At 69.4% G+C, this 15,667-nt stretch carries 18 protein-coding genes and 1 riboswitch; of the genes, 11 read left to right on the top strand and 7 right to left on the bottom strand.

The features are described from left to right. Window positions 1-473 (top strand): thioredoxin family protein (locus tag QSG27_RS21885; RefSeq protein WP_306709851.1); only part of this gene is annotated, 473 nt, incomplete at its 5' end. Window positions 474-500: 27 nt separating this feature from the next. Beyond that, entirely contained in the window at window positions 501-983 is a 483-nt protein-coding gene (locus QSG27_RS21880; RefSeq protein ID WP_306709849.1) for a peroxiredoxin, read from the top strand. 58 nt (window positions 984-1,041) lie between these two features. Here QSG27_RS21880 and QSG27_RS21875 read toward each other — a convergent pair whose 3' ends face one another. The 4 genes from QSG27_RS21875 to ispH all read right to left on the bottom strand — a co-directional run bounded on the left by QSG27_RS21875 (window position 1,042) and on the right by ispH (window position 5,240). Beyond that, window positions 1,042-2,625, bottom strand: a complete 1,584-nt coding sequence (locus QSG27_RS21875; RefSeq protein ID WP_306709847.1) for an AMP-binding protein — start codon at window positions 2,623-2,625, stop codon at window positions 1,042-1,044. 115 nt (window positions 2,626-2,740) lie between these two features. Continuing rightward, window positions 2,741-3,223: a ribonuclease HI gene (rnhA, locus tag QSG27_RS21870; protein WP_306709845.1), complete on the bottom strand. Its 483-nt coding sequence runs from the start codon at window positions 3,221-3,223 to the stop codon at window positions 2,741-2,743. A 4-nt stretch (window positions 3,224-3,227) separates the two neighbouring features. Continuing rightward, entirely contained in the window at window positions 3,228-4,211 is a 984-nt protein-coding gene (locus QSG27_RS21865) for a homoserine kinase (RefSeq protein WP_306709843.1), read from the bottom strand. 51 nt (window positions 4,212-4,262) lie between these two features. Beyond that, complete coding sequence (ispH, locus tag QSG27_RS21860) at window positions 4,263-5,240, bottom strand: 4-hydroxy-3-methylbut-2-enyl diphosphate reductase (RefSeq protein ID WP_306709841.1); 978 nt, start codon at window positions 5,238-5,240, stop codon at window positions 4,263-4,265. 133 nt (window positions 5,241-5,373) lie between these two features. Here ispH and QSG27_RS21855 point away from each other — a divergent pair, with 133 nt between their 5' ends. Next, complete coding sequence (locus QSG27_RS21855; protein ID WP_306709840.1) at window positions 5,374-5,970, top strand: hypothetical protein; 597 nt, start codon at window positions 5,374-5,376, stop codon at window positions 5,968-5,970. Window positions 5,971-6,045: 75 nt separating this feature from the next. Here QSG27_RS21855 and QSG27_RS21850 read toward each other — a convergent pair whose 3' ends face one another. Beyond that, entirely contained in the window at window positions 6,046-6,234 is a 189-nt protein-coding gene (locus tag QSG27_RS21850; protein ID WP_306709838.1) for a hypothetical protein, read from the bottom strand. A gap of 302 nt (window positions 6,235-6,536) precedes the next feature. Here QSG27_RS21850 and QSG27_RS21845 point away from each other — a divergent pair, with 302 nt between their 5' ends. The 5 genes from QSG27_RS21845 to gcvPB all read left to right on the top strand — a co-directional run bounded on the left by QSG27_RS21845 (window position 6,537) and on the right by gcvPB (window position 11,574). Next, window positions 6,537-6,782, top strand: a complete 246-nt coding sequence (locus QSG27_RS21845; RefSeq protein ID WP_306709837.1) for a CDGSH iron-sulfur domain-containing protein — start codon at window positions 6,537-6,539, stop codon at window positions 6,780-6,782. 78 nt (window positions 6,783-6,860) lie between these two features. Then, window positions 6,861-6,974, top strand: a riboswitch (glycine riboswitch). A 174-nt stretch (window positions 6,975-7,148) separates the two neighbouring features. Beyond that, window positions 7,149-8,261 (top strand): glycine cleavage system aminomethyltransferase GcvT, encoded by a 1,113-nt coding sequence (gcvT, locus tag QSG27_RS21840; protein WP_306709835.1) that lies wholly within the window; start codon window positions 7,149-7,151, stop codon window positions 8,259-8,261. Window positions 8,262-8,292: 31 nt separating this feature from the next. After that, on the top strand, window positions 8,293-8,667 hold the full coding sequence (gene gcvH / locus QSG27_RS21835) for a glycine cleavage system protein GcvH (RefSeq protein WP_306709833.1): 375 nt from the start codon (window positions 8,293-8,295) through the stop codon (window positions 8,665-8,667). A 1-nt stretch (window position 8,668) separates the two neighbouring features. Further along, the gene (gene gcvPA, locus QSG27_RS21830) at window positions 8,669-10,009 is read left to right on the top strand and encodes an aminomethyl-transferring glycine dehydrogenase subunit GcvPA (RefSeq protein WP_306709832.1); all 1,341 of its coding nucleotides are present in this window, start codon (window positions 8,669-8,671) and stop codon (window positions 10,007-10,009) included. Beyond that, on the top strand, window positions 10,009-11,574 hold the full coding sequence (gcvPB, locus tag QSG27_RS21825; protein WP_306709831.1) for an aminomethyl-transferring glycine dehydrogenase subunit GcvPB: 1,566 nt from the start codon (window positions 10,009-10,011) through the stop codon (window positions 11,572-11,574). Before gcvPA ends, gcvPB begins: the two co-directional genes overlap by 1 nt. Before the next feature lie 73 nt (window positions 11,575-11,647). Here gcvPB and QSG27_RS21820 read toward each other — a convergent pair whose 3' ends face one another. Both QSG27_RS21820 and QSG27_RS21815 read right to left on the bottom strand, forming a co-directional pair. Continuing rightward, entirely contained in the window at window positions 11,648-12,679 is a 1,032-nt protein-coding gene (locus QSG27_RS21820; RefSeq protein ID WP_306709830.1) for a response regulator, read from the bottom strand. A 170-nt stretch (window positions 12,680-12,849) separates the two neighbouring features. Further along, a complete protein-coding gene (locus QSG27_RS21815) occupies window positions 12,850-13,287 on the bottom strand; it encodes a CBS domain-containing protein (RefSeq protein WP_306709828.1) in 438 nt (145 codons plus the stop codon). 241 nt (window positions 13,288-13,528) lie between these two features. Here QSG27_RS21815 and QSG27_RS21810 point away from each other — a divergent pair, with 241 nt between their 5' ends. From QSG27_RS21810 to QSG27_RS21800, 3 genes are all read left to right on the top strand, one after another. Next, window positions 13,529-14,455 carry a cation diffusion facilitator family transporter gene (locus QSG27_RS21810; RefSeq protein WP_306709826.1) on the top strand — a complete coding sequence of 309 codons (927 nt, stop codon included), beginning with the start codon at window positions 13,529-13,531 and terminating at the stop codon, window positions 14,453-14,455. An 84-nt stretch (window positions 14,456-14,539) separates the two neighbouring features. Beyond that, window positions 14,540-15,223: a cation diffusion facilitator family transporter gene (locus tag QSG27_RS21805; protein ID WP_306709824.1), complete on the top strand. Its 684-nt coding sequence runs from the start codon at window positions 14,540-14,542 to the stop codon at window positions 15,221-15,223. Between the two features lie 238 nt (window positions 15,224-15,461). Then, window positions 15,462-15,667, top strand: a 206-nt coding sequence (locus QSG27_RS21800) for a hypothetical protein (RefSeq protein WP_306709822.1), incomplete at its 3' end; no start/stop codon positions are given.

The following is a 15,667-nucleotide window of genomic DNA, read 5'->3' as shown; positions in this document are numbered from 1 at the left end:
AATCGGCGCGCTGGGCCGGGGCGGCGCTGGCGGGGCTGCTGGCCGTGGTGGCCTTCGCCGTTCCCGCGGTGTTCGGCCCGTCCGCCGGGGCGGCTCCGGTGGTGGAAAGCGCGGCGGCGCGCTGGGTGCCGTTCGACGAGGCCGCGATCCGGGAGCAGGTGGCCGCCGGGCGCACCGTCTTCGTGGACGTGACCGCCGACTGGTGCATCACCTGCCAGGCGAACAAGAAGCTGGTGCTGAACCGCGGCACGGTCGCGCAGCGGCTGGAGGACGCCGGGGCGGTGACCGCCATGCGCGCCGATTGGACCCGCCCGGACGAGGCCATTTCCCGCTACCTTGCCCGCCATGGCCGCTACGGCATTCCCTTCAACATCGTCTATGGCCCCGCGGCGCCGGAAGGCATCGCGCTTCCGGAACTGTTGACCGAGGGTGCCGTTCTGGATGCGCTCGACCGGGCGTCCGGCAAGCGCTGAATCACAAAAAACGGGAGCTCAGGAGACATGACCATCCAAGTGGGCGACGCCATTCCGTCCGTCACGTTGAAGCATCTGACCGACAACGGGATGCAGGACATCACCACCGACACGCTGTTCAAGGGCAAGACGGTGGTGATGTTCTGCGTGCCGGGCGCCTTCACCCCGACCTGCTCCGCCAAGCATCTGCCGGGCTTCGTCCAGAAGGCCGAGGAACTGAAGGCCAAGGGCGTGGACGACATCGTATGCCTCGCCGTCAACGACCCCTTCGTGATGCGCGCCTGGGGCGAGAAGAACGGGGCCGGCGGCAAGGTCACCATGCTGCCGGACGGCAACGCCACGCTGACCCAGGCGTTGGGCCTGACCATGGACGGCACGGCCTACGGCCTGGGCCTCCGGGGGCAGCGCTTTGCCCTGGTCGCCAAGGACGGCAAGGTCACCCACCTCGCCGTGGAGAAGCCGGGCCAGTTCGAGGTCTCTTCGGCGGACGCGGTGCTGGGGGTATTGTGAGGTTGCTGAAAGCCTGAAATCCCCTCTCCCGAGGCGGGAGAGGGGATTTTTCGAGGCGTCACGCCACCTTCGTCCGGTCCCAGGTGGTGTCGCCCACGCCGCGTTCCCGCAGCTTCGCCTTCTGCACCTTGGCGGTCGGCGTCTTGGGGAAGGCGTCCAGGATGTCGATGTAGCGGGGCTGGGCGTAGCGTGGCAGTTCGCGTTCGGCGTAGGCGGCGACGGTTTCCGGCGTCAGGGTGGCTCCGGGCGCGGCGACCAGCGCGACCATGATTTCGTCCTCCGCCCCCGGCAGGCCCGCCGGCACGGCGTAGGCGGCGACCTCCGCCACCCCCTCCAGCCGCGACAGCACCGTCTCCACCTCGTAGGACGAGACGTTCTCGCCGCGGCGGCGGATGCAGTCCTTGATGCGGTCCACGAAGGTGACGTAGCCCTCCGCGTCCATCACCGCGGCGTCGCCGGTGTGGAACCACAGGTTCCGCCACGCCTCCACCGTCTTGTCGGGCATGCGGTGATAGCCGGACAGGAAGCCGAAAGCGGCCTTCGGGCGCACCATGACCTCGCCGATCTGGCCGCGCGGCACGGGGATGTCGGTCTGCGGGTCGCGGATCTCCACCTCGAAGTAACGGTCGTAGACGCGCCCGCAGGTGCCGGGCCGCGGCTTGCCCATCTCGGCGTAGAGGGGGATGTTCACCTCGGTCATGCCGTACAGGCTGATGACGTCGCGGATGCCGAAGCGCTCGCGCAGCACCCGCTCGGTGTCCGCCGGGTTGGGCGCCGCGCCGACGAGGCGCAGGGGGTGGTCCCGGTCGTCGGGCCGCGGCGGCTGGGCCACCACGAAGGCGGTGACGGCGCCCAGCGAGTTGGTCACCGTGCAGCCGTGGCGGCGGATGTCGTCCAGCCAGGACGACGCGCTGAACCGCTCCCGCAGCACCGCCGATCCGCCGGAAATCATCGCGGCGTAGAGCTGCATGTACAGCCCGTTGGCGTGGAACAGCGGCAGGCAGATGTAGAAGCGGTCCTCCTCCGTCAGGGCGAAGTTGTCGATGGAGCCCAGCCCGAACAGGAAGCCGTGTCCGTGCGGCATCAGCACGCCCTTCGACAGGCCGGTGGTGCCCGACGTGTACATGATGCAGGCGTCGTCGCCCGCGCGGGGCAGGGGGCCGTCGTAGGGAGGCGCCTCGCGCCAGCCCTCCAGGGCGCTGTGCGGCGATCCCCCCGCGGCACCGGGAATCACCAGCCGGCGCAGGGCGGTCAGGCGCGGCGCGATGCCGGTGATGCGGTCGGCCAGCGCGGCATCCACCACCGCCAGGGCCGCCCCGGCGTTTTCAAGCTGGTGCTCCAGAAAGCCGCCTTTCAATTCCGTGTTCAGGGCGACCATGACGGCGCCCAGCCGCCCCAGCCCCAGCCACACGCGCACGAAATCCAGCCCGTTCGGCAGCATCACCGCCACCGTGTCGCCCGGCTTCACGCCCAGTCCGGCGAAGAATCCGGCCACACGGGCCGCCTGCTCCTGCGCCTCGGCGTAGGTCAGGGAGCCTCCGCCGATCATCGTGACGAAGGTCTTGCCGCCGCGTTCGGCGGCCTGATGGGCCAGCACCTCGGGCAGCACCCAGCGGGCTTCGTTCCGCACATGCGGATACATCTCGGTCTCCTCCCCAACGATCTTTCGTCGTTCGTTATGGGAGGGAGCCTAGCGGGGCGGCGGGGCCGCCGTCCAGGGACCCTTGCGGGATGGCGGCCATTCGCCGGACGGGAGGTTACCCGCGGGCGGCCTGCCGGACGTCGGCGACGCCCTGGCGGGCCAGCGCGTCGGCCCGCTCGTTCTCCGGATGGCCGGCGTGGCCGCGGACCCAGTGGAACTCGATCCGGTGCTGCCGCTTCGCCTCGTCCAGGCGGCGCCACAAATCCTCGTTCTTCACCGGCTTCTTGTCGGCGGTCTTCCAGCCACGGGCCTTCCAGCCGTGAATCCACTGGGTGATGCCGTTCTTCACATACTCGCTGTCGGTGTAGAGCCGCACGTCCATGGGCCGCTTCAGAGCCTCCAGCGCCTGGATGGCCGCCATCAGCTCCATGCGGTTGTTGGTGGTGGCCGGCTCGCCGCCGTACAACTCCTTCTCCACCCCGTTGTAGCGCAGGATGGCGCCCCAGCCGCCGGGGCCGGGGTTGCCGCTGCACGCGCCGTCCGTGAAGATGTCCACGATCTTCGGCGCGCCGTCCCCGCTGTTCGCTGCGTCGGTCATCGCATCAGACCTGAAAACTGCCGCCGTCGTCGAGCGCATAGTCGCCGACGCCGCGGACGGTCTGGTGGAAGCGCAGCTTGCGCAGATACTCCAGCGGGTCCTTCGGGCGCACGAAGGCCCCCGGCGGGTGATTCAGCCAGTCGTACAGGCGCGTCAGCAGGAAGCGCAGGGCGCTGCCGCGGCACAGCCAGGGCAGGGCGGCAAGCTCCTCCGGCGACAGCGGGCGGACCTTCTGGTAGCTGGTCAGCAGCATCCGCGCCTTGGTGGCGTTGAACGACCCGTCGATCTCGAAGCACCAGGCGTTCATGCAGATGGCGATGTCGTAGGCCAGGAAATCGTTGCAGGCGAAGTAGAAGTCGATCAGGCCGGACAGCCCGTCGCCGCGGAAGAACACGTTGTCGGGGAACAGGTCGGCGTGGATGACGCCGGACGGCAGGCCGGCGGGCCAGTTGGCCTCCAGCGCCGCAAGTTCCGCCTCCAGCGTGGCGCGCAGGTCGCGTGCCACCTCGTCGGCGCGGGGCGCGCATTTGCCGGCGAGATCCTTCCAGCCGTCCAGCGACAGGGCGTTCGGGCGCTCCATCCGGAAATCGGCGACGGCCAGATGAAGGCGGGCCAGCGCCGTCCCCAGCTCCGCGCAATGGTGCGGCGTGATGCGGCGCGGCCACATGCCGGCCAGGAAGGTGACGATCACCGCCGGGCGCCCGCACAGCTCGCGCAGGGCCCGCCCGTCCGTGCCCTGGACCGGCAGCGGGCAGGCGATGCCCTTGTCGGCCAGATGCTCCATCAGCCCCAGGAAGAAGGGCAGATCCTCCCGCCGGGTGCGCTTCTCGTAAAGCGTCAGGATGTACGGCCCACGCTCCGTCACCAGGAGGAAGTTGGAATTCTCCACCCCCTCCGCGATGCCCTTGCAGGACAGGACGGCGCCCACATCGTACTGGGCGATGAAACTGTTCAGCTCTTCGTCGGTGACTTCGGTATAAACGGCCATGCCCAGCGCCTTACCGGGATTCGGGGCGCCGGTCAATGACACTCCACATCCTCAGGCTTCTTCTTTGGTCCGCATCGCGACGTTGCCGTCCAGCAGGGGCTTCGGCAGCTTGAAGGTGATGTCCTCGAAGGCGGTGCGAAGCTCCTCCACCGTCACGGCGTAGCGGGCGCGGGCGGCCTCGATGACCTCCTCCACCAGCACTTCGGGGGCGGAGGCTCCGGCGGTGATGCCCAGCGTGGCGACGCCGTCCAGCGCCGTCCAGTCGATGTCCGCCGCGCGCTGGACGAGCTGCGCCCGTTGGCAGCCGTGGATCTTCGCCACCTCGACCAGCCGCTTGGAGTTGGAGGAGTTCGGCGCGCCCAGCACCAGCAGGGCCTCCACCTTGGGTGCTATGGCCTTCACCGCCTGCTGGCGGTTGGTGGTGGCGTAGCAGATGTCCTCCTTCTTCGGCCCGCCGATGGACGGGAAGCGGGCCTGGAGCGCCGCGACGATGCTGGCCGTCTCGTCCACCGACAGGGTGGTCTGGGTGGCGTAGGCGAGGTTGTCCGGGTCGGCCACCTGGACCGTTGCGACATCCTCCACCGTCTCCACAAGCACCACGGCGCCGTCGGGCAACTGGCCCATGGTGCCGATCACCTCCGGATGGCCGGCGTGGCCGATCAGCACGATCTGGCGCCCCTCGTCGAAGTGGCGCTCCGCCTCCCGGTGCACCTTGCTGACCAGCGGGCAGGTGGCGTCGAGGTAGAACAGGCCGCGCTGCTCCGCCGCCGCCGGGACCGACTTCGGCACGCCGTGGGCGGAAAAGACCACCGGCACGCCGTCCGGCACCTGATCCAGCTCGTCCACGAAGATGGCGCCCTTGGCCTCCAGGCTCTGCACCACGAAGCGGTTGTGGACGATCTCGTGCCGGACATAGACGGGGGCGCCGAACCGCTCCAGCGCCACCTCCACGATCTGGATCGCGCGGTCCACGCCGGCGCAGAAGCCACGGGGGGCCGCGAGCAGGATGGTCAGGGGCGTCTGGGTCATGCGCGTCGTTCCGGTGTCTCGAAAAGGGGCCGTATGGGTTCGTTCGTCGGAGCGGCGGCGTGGCCTTGTGCCGGCCCCACCGCTTCTCTAAAGTCGTGGCAGAACACACCCTTCCAACCGTTAGGCCAGACCGATGGACCGCCGCCGCGACCGTAATATAGGAACCCCCGCCCGGAAAAGCCCGCGAGCGCTTGCATTCGCGAGTCTCGGCGCAGGTTTCGGCGTCCTGGCGCTCACCGGCTGCTCCGGCTTCGGGGGGGCGAACACGCCGGCGGACGCGGCGCTGGCCTGCCCGAAGGTGTCCATCGTCCGTGATCTGGCGGAGGTCACCCAGTTCCGCAACGGCGCCGGGCGCGACCTGACGGACGTGACCTCCCGTGCGGCCCTGGCCGACTATTCCGGCAACTGCGACTACACCAGCGACGGCGTCACGGTGAACGTGAACGTCTTCCTGATCGCGGAGCGCGGGCCGGCGATGCAGGGCAACACGGCGAATTACCGCTATTTCGTCGCCGTCGCCAAGCCGGGCGAGGAGACGCCGACCACCAAGACGGAGTTCGACACCTCCGTGACCTTCGAGGCGGGCAAGCTCCGCTCCGGCAGCCGCGAGGAACTGGCGCCGAAGATCCCGCTGCCCAAGGACGCCAACGGCAAGGATTGGAAAATTTTCCTTGGCTTCCAGTTGACGCCGGAGCAGTTGGCCTTCAACCGGGCGCAGATGAAGCAGTGAACGGGTGAGGGGGTGCCCTCCGCGCTGAACGAAGGAACGGCGCCCGCGTGATGCGGGCGCCTCCGGTTCTTCGAATCAGGCGACGCGCGTGGCCGTGAACCAGGTCAGAGTGGTTCCATTCAGCAGATGACCGGGGTCGAGCGCGATGGTCAGATCCGGCGACACCTGGGCGTGCGGGGCGAACGGCCCGACGATGCGCTGAGCGACGGCCCAGTTGGTAGCGCTCCGCGACAGATCGGTCGGGTTGAAGGTCTGGACGGGCATGGAATGCTCCTTGAAAAATTGACGGTGCAGCGAGGAGGCGGTTCGGCGGGGACCTCGCGGTTGACAGATTTAGGGCTATCCTCCTTTGCAGGGATCAAAAAGACTACAATCCTTCCAATTTCAGATTAAATTCCTTCACGCGCTGCGTGCACCGCTCGGTCTATCCGCGCCCGATTCGCTTCGAAGCGGGGCCGGCGAGCGACGGATGCAAAACCGGGTGCAGGACGCTTGCGTTGTGTCCCGGGTCGGTTAGCCTTCGATGACACGCACGGAAATCAGCGGTCGAAGGAAGGAGAAGGCTCATGCCCAGCGCACCGGTCGTCGCGACCCGGGAACCCATCGTCATCGAACTGGAAGCCGGCAAGACCTATTGGTGGTGCCGGTGCGGGCGCAGCGCCAAGCAGCCGCTGTGCGACGGCAGCCATGCCGGCACCGGGCTGGAACCGATGAAGTTCGCCCCCGTCACCTCCATGAAGGCCCGCTTCTGCGGCTGCAAGGCGACCAGGAAGCCGCCCTTCTGCGACGGCAGCCATCTGGACCTGAAATGAGCGTCCTCGAACCCGGATCGACATTCACGCCCGATTGACATTCACAAAGGTCCCGGTAGGTTAAGCGGCACAAGCTGACGATCCCTCGCGGGAGAGATCGCAGGCCGGCCACCAGAACACTGGATGCCGGCCTGTGGCGCCGAAGGAGAAACCGCCCCGGAAACTCTCAGGCAAAAGGACCGCAAGGGGGAAAAGGCAACTCTGGAAAGCAGCCCGGTCCGCGCATCGCGGGGAACGGCTCACCGAAGGAGTAAACCGGTCGTCGGGGGTGGACCCCGCCGGTGAATCTCTCAGGTCCAGGACAGAGGGGGCAGGACTCGCGTCAATTCCGGCGCGGGTTGTGCGACCCTATGTCGGAGGACCCGCGTGACCGAGGCTTCAGAGACCCTCAAGACGACGCCGCTGCACAGCCTCCATCTGGAGCTGAAGGGCAAGATGGTGCCCTTCGCCGGCTACGACATGCCGGTGCAGTACCCGCTTGGCATCCTCAAGGAGCACCAGCACACCCGCGCCAAGGCCGGGCTGTTCGACGTGTCGCACATGGGGCAGGTCCGCCTGACCGGTGAGGACCCCGCGGCGGCGCTGGAGTCGCTGGTTCCCGGCGACATCAAGGGGCTGGCCCGTGGGCGCATGCGCTACACGCTGTTCCTGAACGAGCAGGGCGGCATCCTGGACGACCTGATGGTCACCAACGCGGGCGACCACCTGTTCCTGGTCGTCAACGCCGCCCGCAAGGACCACGACGTCGCACACATGCGCGAGCGCCTGAAGGGCAAGGTCGAGGTGGAACTGCTGGACGACCTCGCCCTGATGGCCCTCCAGGGGCCGGAGGCCGCGGCGGTGCTGGGGCGCTTCATCCCCGAAGCGGCCACCATGAAGTTCATGAGCTGTCTGCCGGCCACCTTCAACGGCATCCCGGTGATCGTCACCCGCTCCGGCTACACGGGCGAGGACGGCTACGAGATTTCCTGCGACAAATCCGACGCGGAGACCATCGCCCGCGCCCTGCTGGCCGAGGAGGAGGTCGAGGCCATCGGCCTGGGTGCCCGCGACTCGCTGCGCCTGGAGGCCGGGCTCTGCCTCTACGGCCACGACATCGACGAGACGACGACTCCGGTCGAAGCCGGGCTGGAATGGGCGCTGTCCAAGCGCCGCCGCGAGGAAGGAGGCTTCCCCGGCTACGAGATCATCAAGGACCAGCTCGCCAACGGCGCGCCGCGCCGCCGCGTCGGCATCCAGCCGGAAGGCCGCCAGCCGGCCCGCGAGCACACCGACATCTGCGACGCGGACGGCCGGAAGATCGGCGAGGTGACCAGCGGCGGCTTCGGTCCCACCGCCTCGGCCCCGGTCGCCATGGGCTATGTGGACCGCGCGCACGCCGCCGTGGACACGCCGGTCCAGCTCATGGTCCGCGGCAAGCCGCTGGCCGGCAAGGTCGCCGCTATGCCCTTCGTGCCGCAGCGCTACTACCGCGGCTGAACAACAAACACCGAGCGAACAGGGGAAAACCATGACCATCAAGTACACCAAGGACCATGAGTGGGTCCGCGTCGAGGGCGACGTCGGCACCGTCGGCGTCAGCGACCACGCCCAGCACCAGCTCGGCGACGTCGTGTTCGTCGAGCTGCCGGAGGTGGGCCGCCAGCTCCAGCAGGGCAAGGAAGCCGCCGTCGTGGAGTCGGTGAAGGCCGCCAGCGATGTCTTCGCTCCGGTCTCCGGCGAAGTGATCGAGGCGAACGCCGATCTGGAGAACGACCCGTCCCTGGTGAACGCCGGGGCCGAGACCACCGGCTGGTTCTTCAAGCTGCGCCTCAGCAACCCGGCGGAGCTGGACGGGCTGATGGACGAAGCCGCCTACCAAGCCTTCGTGGAAGGGCAGGCCTGAGATGCGCTACCTGCCCCTGACCGAGGCCGACCGGCGGTCCATGCTGGAGGCCATTGGCGTGTCGTCGGTGGACGAACTGTTCCGCGACGTGCCCGAGGCGGCCCGCCTCTCCGGCCCGATCGAGGGGCTGTCCAACCATATGGGCGAGCTTGAGGTCGATCGCGCCCTGTCGGCGATGGCGGGGAAGAACCTGCCCGCCGGCAGCGTGCCGAGCTTCCTCGGCGCCGGGGCCTACCGGCACCACATCCCGGCGACGGTGGACCATCTGGTGCAGCGCGGCGAGTTCCTGACCGCCTACACCCCGTACCAGCCGGAGGTGAGCCAGGGCACGCTCCAGGTCCTGTTCGAGTTCCAGACCCAGGTCTCGCTGCTGACCGGGATGGATGTCGCCAACGCCTCGATGTACGACGGCGCCACCGCCTGCGCGGAAGCCGTGATGATGGCGAACCGCGTCACCCGGCGGAAGAAGGCCGTGCTGTCCGGCGGCCTGCACCCGCATTACCGCGACACCACCACGACCGACGCCCGCTTCATCGGCTTCGAGACGGTCGCCATGCCGCCGGCCCCGAACGGCGGCGAGGATCTGCTGGCCGAGGTGGACGGCGACACCTCCTGCGTCGTCGTGCAGAACCCGGACGTGTTCGGCCATGTCCGCGACTACACCGAACTGGGCAAGGCGTGTCAGGCCAAGGGCGCCCTGCTGATCGTCGTGGTGACGGAGGCCGTGTCGCTCGGCCTGCTGACCCCGCCGGGCGAGATGGGCGCCGACATCGTGGCGGCGGAAGGCCAGTCGCTGGGCAACGCGCTGAACTTCGGCGGCCCTTATGTCGGGCTGTTCGCGGTGAAGGAGAAGCTGGTCCGCCAGATGCCGGGCCGCCTCTGCGGCCAGACGCTGGACGCCGACGGGCGCCGCGGCTTCGTGCTGACGCTGTCCACCCGCGAGCAGCACATCCGCCGCGAGAAGGCGACCTCGAACATCTGCACCAACGCCGGCCTGTGCGCGCTGGCCTTCTCCATCCACCTCAGCCTGCTGGGGGAGGAGGGCTTCGCCCGGCTCGCCCGGCTGAACCACGCCAAGGCCGTTCAACTGGCCGACAAGCTGGCGGCGGTGAAGGGCGTGGAGATCGTCAACGGCAGCTTCTTCAACGAGTTCACCGTGAAGCTGCCGAAGCCCGCCGCCCATGTGGTCGAGGAATTGGCGCGGCGCGGCATCCTGGCCGGCGTCCCGGCCTCCCGCCTGTTCGGCGGCGGGCTCGACGATCTGCTGATCGTGGCCGCCACCGAGACCAACACCGAGTCCGACATGGACGCCTTCGCCACCGCCCTCGCCGAGGTTCTGTGATGAGCATGAACAACCAGGGTCGCCCGACCGGTATCCAGAATTCGGACAGCGCCGTCCCGGAGACCGTCACCGGCAACCGCGGTCTTCAGATCGAAGAGCCGCTGATCTTCGAACAGGACAGCGCCGGGCGGTGCGGCGTGGACCTGCCGGAGGCTCCGGCGGTGGCCTCGCGCCTGGGGGCGGTGAAGCCGCGCGGCCGGATCGGCCTGCCGGGCCTCGCCGAGCCGCAGGTGGTCCGCCACTACACCCGCCTGTCGCAGAAGAACTACGCCATCGACAGCGGCCTGTACCCGCTCGGCTCCTGCACGATGAAGCACAACCCGCGCCTGAACGAGAAGATGGCGCGGCTTCCCGGCTTCGCCGACGTGCACCCGCTCCAGCCCGAAAGCACCGTGCAGGGTGCCCTGGAGCTGATGGCGGAACTGGGCCGCTGGCTGGCCACGCTGACCGGCATGGCGGCGGTGACGCTGGCCCCGGCGGCGGGCGCGCACGGCGAGATGTGCGGCATCATGGCGATCCGCTCCGCCCATGACGCCAAGGGCGACACGGGCCGCACCAAGATCCTGGTTCCGGAAAGCGCCCACGGCACCAACCCGGCGACCGCCGCCGCCTGCGGCTATGCGGTCGAGGCGATCCCGGCGACCGAGGACGGGCGCGTCGATCTGGAGGCGCTGAAGGCCAAGCTCGGCCCCGACGTGGCCGGCCTGATGCTGACCAACCCGAACACCTGCGGCCTGTTCGAGCGGGACATCGTCACCATCGCCGAGGCGGTGCACGCGGCGGGCGCCTATTTCTACTGCGACGGCGCCAACTTCAACGCCATCGTCGGGCGGGTGCGTCCGGCGGACCTCGGCATCGACGTGATGCACATCAACCTGCACAAGACCTTCTCCACCCCGCACGGCGGCGGCGGTCCGGGTTCCGGCCCGGTGGTCTTCTCGGAGTCGCTGGCCCCCTACGTCCCGGTGCCCTACGTGGTGCAGGACAAGGACGGCGCCTTCCGTCTGGTGGAGCAGGCCGGCGACGGCCCGGCCTTCGGACGGATGAAGGCGTTCCATGGCCAGATGGGCATGTTCGTCCGCGCGCTCGCCTACATGATGAGCCACGGCGCGGACGGGCTGCGGCAGGTGGCGAACGACGCGGTGCTGAACGCGAACTACCTGCTGGCCCGCCTGCAGGACGTGATGACGCCCTCCTTCGAGGGGCCGTGCATGCACGAATGCCTGTTCGACGACCACTTCCTGAAGGGCACGGGGGTGACCACGCTCGACATCGCCAAGGCGCTGATCGACGAGGGCTTCCACCCGATGACCATGTACTTCCCGCTGGTCGTGCACGGCGCCCTGCTGATCGAGCCGACCGAGACGGAGTCGAAGGCCAGCCTGGATCAGTTCGTCACGGCGTTGCGCGCTCTGGCCGAGCGGGCCAAGTCCGGCGACGTGGCGTACTTCCAGGGCGCCCCGCGCCTGACCCCGCGCCGCCGCCTGGACGAGACCGCCGCCGCCCGCAAGCCGGTGCTGCGCTGGAGCCCGGCGGTCGAGGAGGAAAAGGTCGCGGCGGAGTAAGGTCCTGCCCCCACCCCGACCCGTGTCCGGCTCCCGCAGGGGCCGGACCGCTTCGCGGGGCACGGGGCAATCTTCAGGCGGGCGGCGGGGGAGAGTGGCCGGGGGATTGCCCCGCCTCGCCGTCCTGGCCCGGCGCACCGAAGGCCCCGTCCGGCCACGGGCCGGGTCCGCCGCCGTCGCGCAGGCTGAGGCTGCGGACCATGGCGCGCAGGGCGCCGACCATGACCCGGAGGGCGGCGGTGGCCTCCGACCCGCCGCCGATGCCGATGGACCAGCGCAGGGCGTCCATGTGGGCCTGCACCGCCTCCTGGAAGTCGTCCCCGTCATGCTCCACCCAGGTGACGCAGGTGGACAGCGACGCCGCGATGGCGGAGGCCGCGGCGTTGCCGGTGGCGGCCAGCCGCAGGTCGGACACGGCGTGGCGCAGCCGCACGCCCAGCGCGTCCGGGCAGGCCAGCGCGTTTTCCAGCCGGTCGAGCGCCAGCACCAGACGGACCATCTTCGGGTCGGTCGAACGCAGCGGCCCCGCCCCGGATGGCGAGGGCAGGCGGGGCGGTGGAGGCGGCAGACGCAGGGGGGCGGGGCTGGAGGAGATGGCCGGGCGGGGGGGCGGCCGGGAGACGGACGGCGCGTCGTCGTTGCTCGGCCCCGCCGGAGTGGCCTTGGGCTCCGCCGGGGCGGCCCCGGTCCGGGGGCGGCCACCCTTGCGGGGATTGTTCAGCACCGTCTCGATCCGCCGGGCGATGGTGGCGGCGGAGGCCGGCTTGGCCAGCACGGTGTCCGCCCCGGCGTCCCAGGCGGCGCGCACCGTGGCGACGTCGGCGTTCGCGGTCAGCACGATGACCGGAAGGTCCGGGCTGAGGCACCCGGCGGAGCGGCGGACCCAGCGGACAAGTTGCCCGCCGCCCACCGGCTCCATCACCCAGTCGGTGACCATCAGGTCGTAAGGCTCCCGGCGCAGCAGTTCCATCGCCTCCTGTCCGTTGGCCGCAGCGGCGATCTGGCCGACGCCCCAGTGCTCCAGCATGTCCCGCAGCGCCCGCAGCAGCAGCGGGTTGTTCTCGACGACCAGGATCTTCAGGTGTGTCGGATAGCGGCGCGGCATCTCGGGTCCGAAGGTTCGGGAACGAAGCGTCACCGAATATCCGAACGCCGCCCTGGGATTTCAGGACGCGGAGACGTGTTAGCGCCAATCGGGCGCGCGACCGGGGGAGCCTCTTCGCCTCATGGAGTGCGCCGGGGCTCCGGCTCCCCCGACCGGGGAGCGGAGTGACTCTAGCGGACCAGAGCCAGATCCTTCAGGACGGCCACCTCGTGGGCCTGCTCGTCCAACCGGGCCTTCACGGCGTCGCCGATGGAGATCACGCCGGCGAGGTCGCCCGCGTCGTTGCAGACCGGCACATGGCGGTGACGGCGCAGCGTCATCATCTGCATCAGGTCCTTGATCGTGTCCTCCGGGCGGCAGGTCTTGACCTGACGGGTCATCAGGTCCTCCACCGGGAAATCCAGCGCGTCGGCGCCATGCATCGCCACGGCGCGGACGATGTCTCGCTCCGACAGGATGCCGGCCAGCCGGCCCCGGCGGTCGCACACCACCAGGGCGCCGATGCGCCGTTCGGTCAGCGTGCGGGCGGCGGTGCGGATGGTCTCGGACGGCAGGATCGAGGCGACGGTATGGCCTTTGCGGTTCAGAACCTCGGAAACGATGGTCATGTCCACTCTCCCTTTTTTCGGGTTGGCCTTCTTTCGGGTCGGCAAATCGGTGGGAACCGACTCGGAGTGACCCTGGAGCGGTCCGCGGTTCCGGCAAGGGCTTGGCAGGGTGGATTGGGCAGGGTGGATTGAAAAATCCATTCTGTCAGAATCGGTTTTGCCGGTGACCGGCGCTTCGCGGAAAAGGGAAGCGGAAAAGGGAAGCGGACAAGGGAAGCGGATGAGGGAAAGGAACGCACGCATGACCACCGAACAGAAGGTTCTACGCCTCTCCATCGCCGTCACGGTGCTGCTGGCGGGGAGCGGCATCCTGTTCGGCCTGCTGTCGGGGTCCTTCGCCATCGTCTTCGACGGCATCTACTCGCTGGTGGACGCGAGCATGACGACGGTGACGCTGCTGGTTTCCAATCTGATCGCCGCCTCGACCGCCGGCGGTGCGCGCCGGGGCAAGCTGGTCGAACGGTTCACCATGGGCTTCTGGCACCTCGAACCCATGGTCCTCGGGCTGAACGCCACGCTGCTCATGGGGGCGGCGATCTACGCGCTGATCAACGCCCTCGGCAGCCTGATGACGGGTGGCCGCGACCTGGCCTTCGACCATGCGATCGTCTACGCGGTGGTGACACTTCTGGCGGCGGCCGGCATGGCGGTCTTCGCCACCCGGGCGAACCGGACGGTCCGCTCCGACTTCCTGGCGCTCGACGCGAAGGCGTGGATCATGTCGGCGGCGCTCACCGCGGCCCTGCTCGCCGCGTTCGTCTTCGGCCACCTGATCCAGGGGACCCAGCTTCAGTGGATGTCGCCCTACATCGACCCGGCGGTGCTGGCTCTCGTCTGTCTGGTGGTCATTCCGATCCCGGTCGGGACGATGCGGCAGGCGCTGGCCGACGTCCTTCTGGTCACGCCCGCCGACCTCAAGCAGCATGTCGACGCGGTCGCCCGGGACATCGTGCAGCGCCACGGCTTCTCCTCCTTCCGCGCCTACGTCGCCCGGGTGGGCAGGGGGCGGCAGATCGAGCTGTACTTCATCGTTCCGACCGGCTGGCCGCCGCGGAGGCTGGAGGAGTGGGACAGGATCCGGGACGAGGTCGGCGAAGCGATCGGCGGCGAAAGCCCAGACCGTTGGCTCACCATCGTCTTCACCAGCGACCCGGAATGGGCGGAATGACGGCCTGCCCTATGGACGGGCCGGGCCGCGCATATTAGCTTTCCGCAAAACACGGAGCGCGTGGCGCGGGTGGAGGGTGACGGAATGGCCGGCAATTGCTGTGGCGGCTCCTGCGGTGGCGGAGGCGGTGCGGGTTTCGGAGGGCCGAAGAACGGGCGGCAGGCCGACTACCGCCGGGTTCTGCGCATGGCGCTGCTCGTCAACGGGCTGATGTTCGCCATCGCCCTGACCGCGGGCTTCGAGACGCAATCCATGGCGCTGCGGGCGAACGCGCTGGATTTCCTGGCGAACGCGATGAATTACGGCGTCAGCCTGTGGATGATGGGGCGGGCGCTGGAAGGGCGGGGCTGGGCTTCGCTGGCGAAGGGGGTGGCGCTGACCGTGCTCGGCCTGTGGGTGCTGGGCTCCACGGTCTGGAGCGTCCAGGCCGGCACGGTTCCCGACGCTCCGGTGACGAGCCTCGTCGCGCTTCTGGGGCTGGGGGCCAACCTGTCGGTGGCGGCCCTGCTGTTCGCCGGGCGGCGCGGCGCCGTGAAACCCCGTGCGGTCTGGCTGTGTGCCCGCGACGGCGTGCTGGCGAATGCGGCGGTTCTGATGGCCGCGGCGGGCGTGTGGACGATGGGGCAGGGCTGGCCGGACCATCTGGCCGCCGCGGTGATCGCCGCCACCGTGCTGTCCACCGCGCTGGCCGCGCTGCGGCAGGCGGTCGGGGAGTTGCGCGCGTGGCACGCGCCCGCCGGCCCGACCGGGATCGGGAACGGGACTTGACAGCACCGCATCCCTGTGGCGAACTGCCTGCCATGATTTTCGCTGCGCCCTCCCTGTCGCGTCGTTGGTGGTGGCCCGTCTGACCGGGCCGGCCAGCCGACGCGCGTGAGCGCACACACCATCGAAAGGCCGCCCGGAGCTTCCGGGCGGCCTTTTTCCTGACCAGGGAATTGCGGGTGTCGAGCAAGGGAGTTCCGGGTGTCCGTCCACGAACGGATCGACCACCGGAGACCGCCCCATGTACCCCGCCGATGTCCTCGCCTCGCCCACCTTCCTCGAACCGCTGAGCGTCCGGACGGGCGGTGGCGTGACCGTGACCCGGCGCGCCGCGGCGCTGGACCCGCGGGGCGCGCTCGATCCGGTGATCGACGCGCTCGACCGCCGCCGCGGCCTGCTGCTGTCCGGCGGGGTGGAGGCGCCGGGCCGCTACCGCCGCCACGCGCT

Source organism: Azospirillum isscasi (assembly GCF_030849505.1).
Lineage (GTDB): Bacteria > Pseudomonadota > Alphaproteobacteria > Azospirillales > Azospirillaceae > Azospirillum > Azospirillum isscasi.
This window is presented reverse-complemented; position numbering and strand designations above follow the sequence as displayed.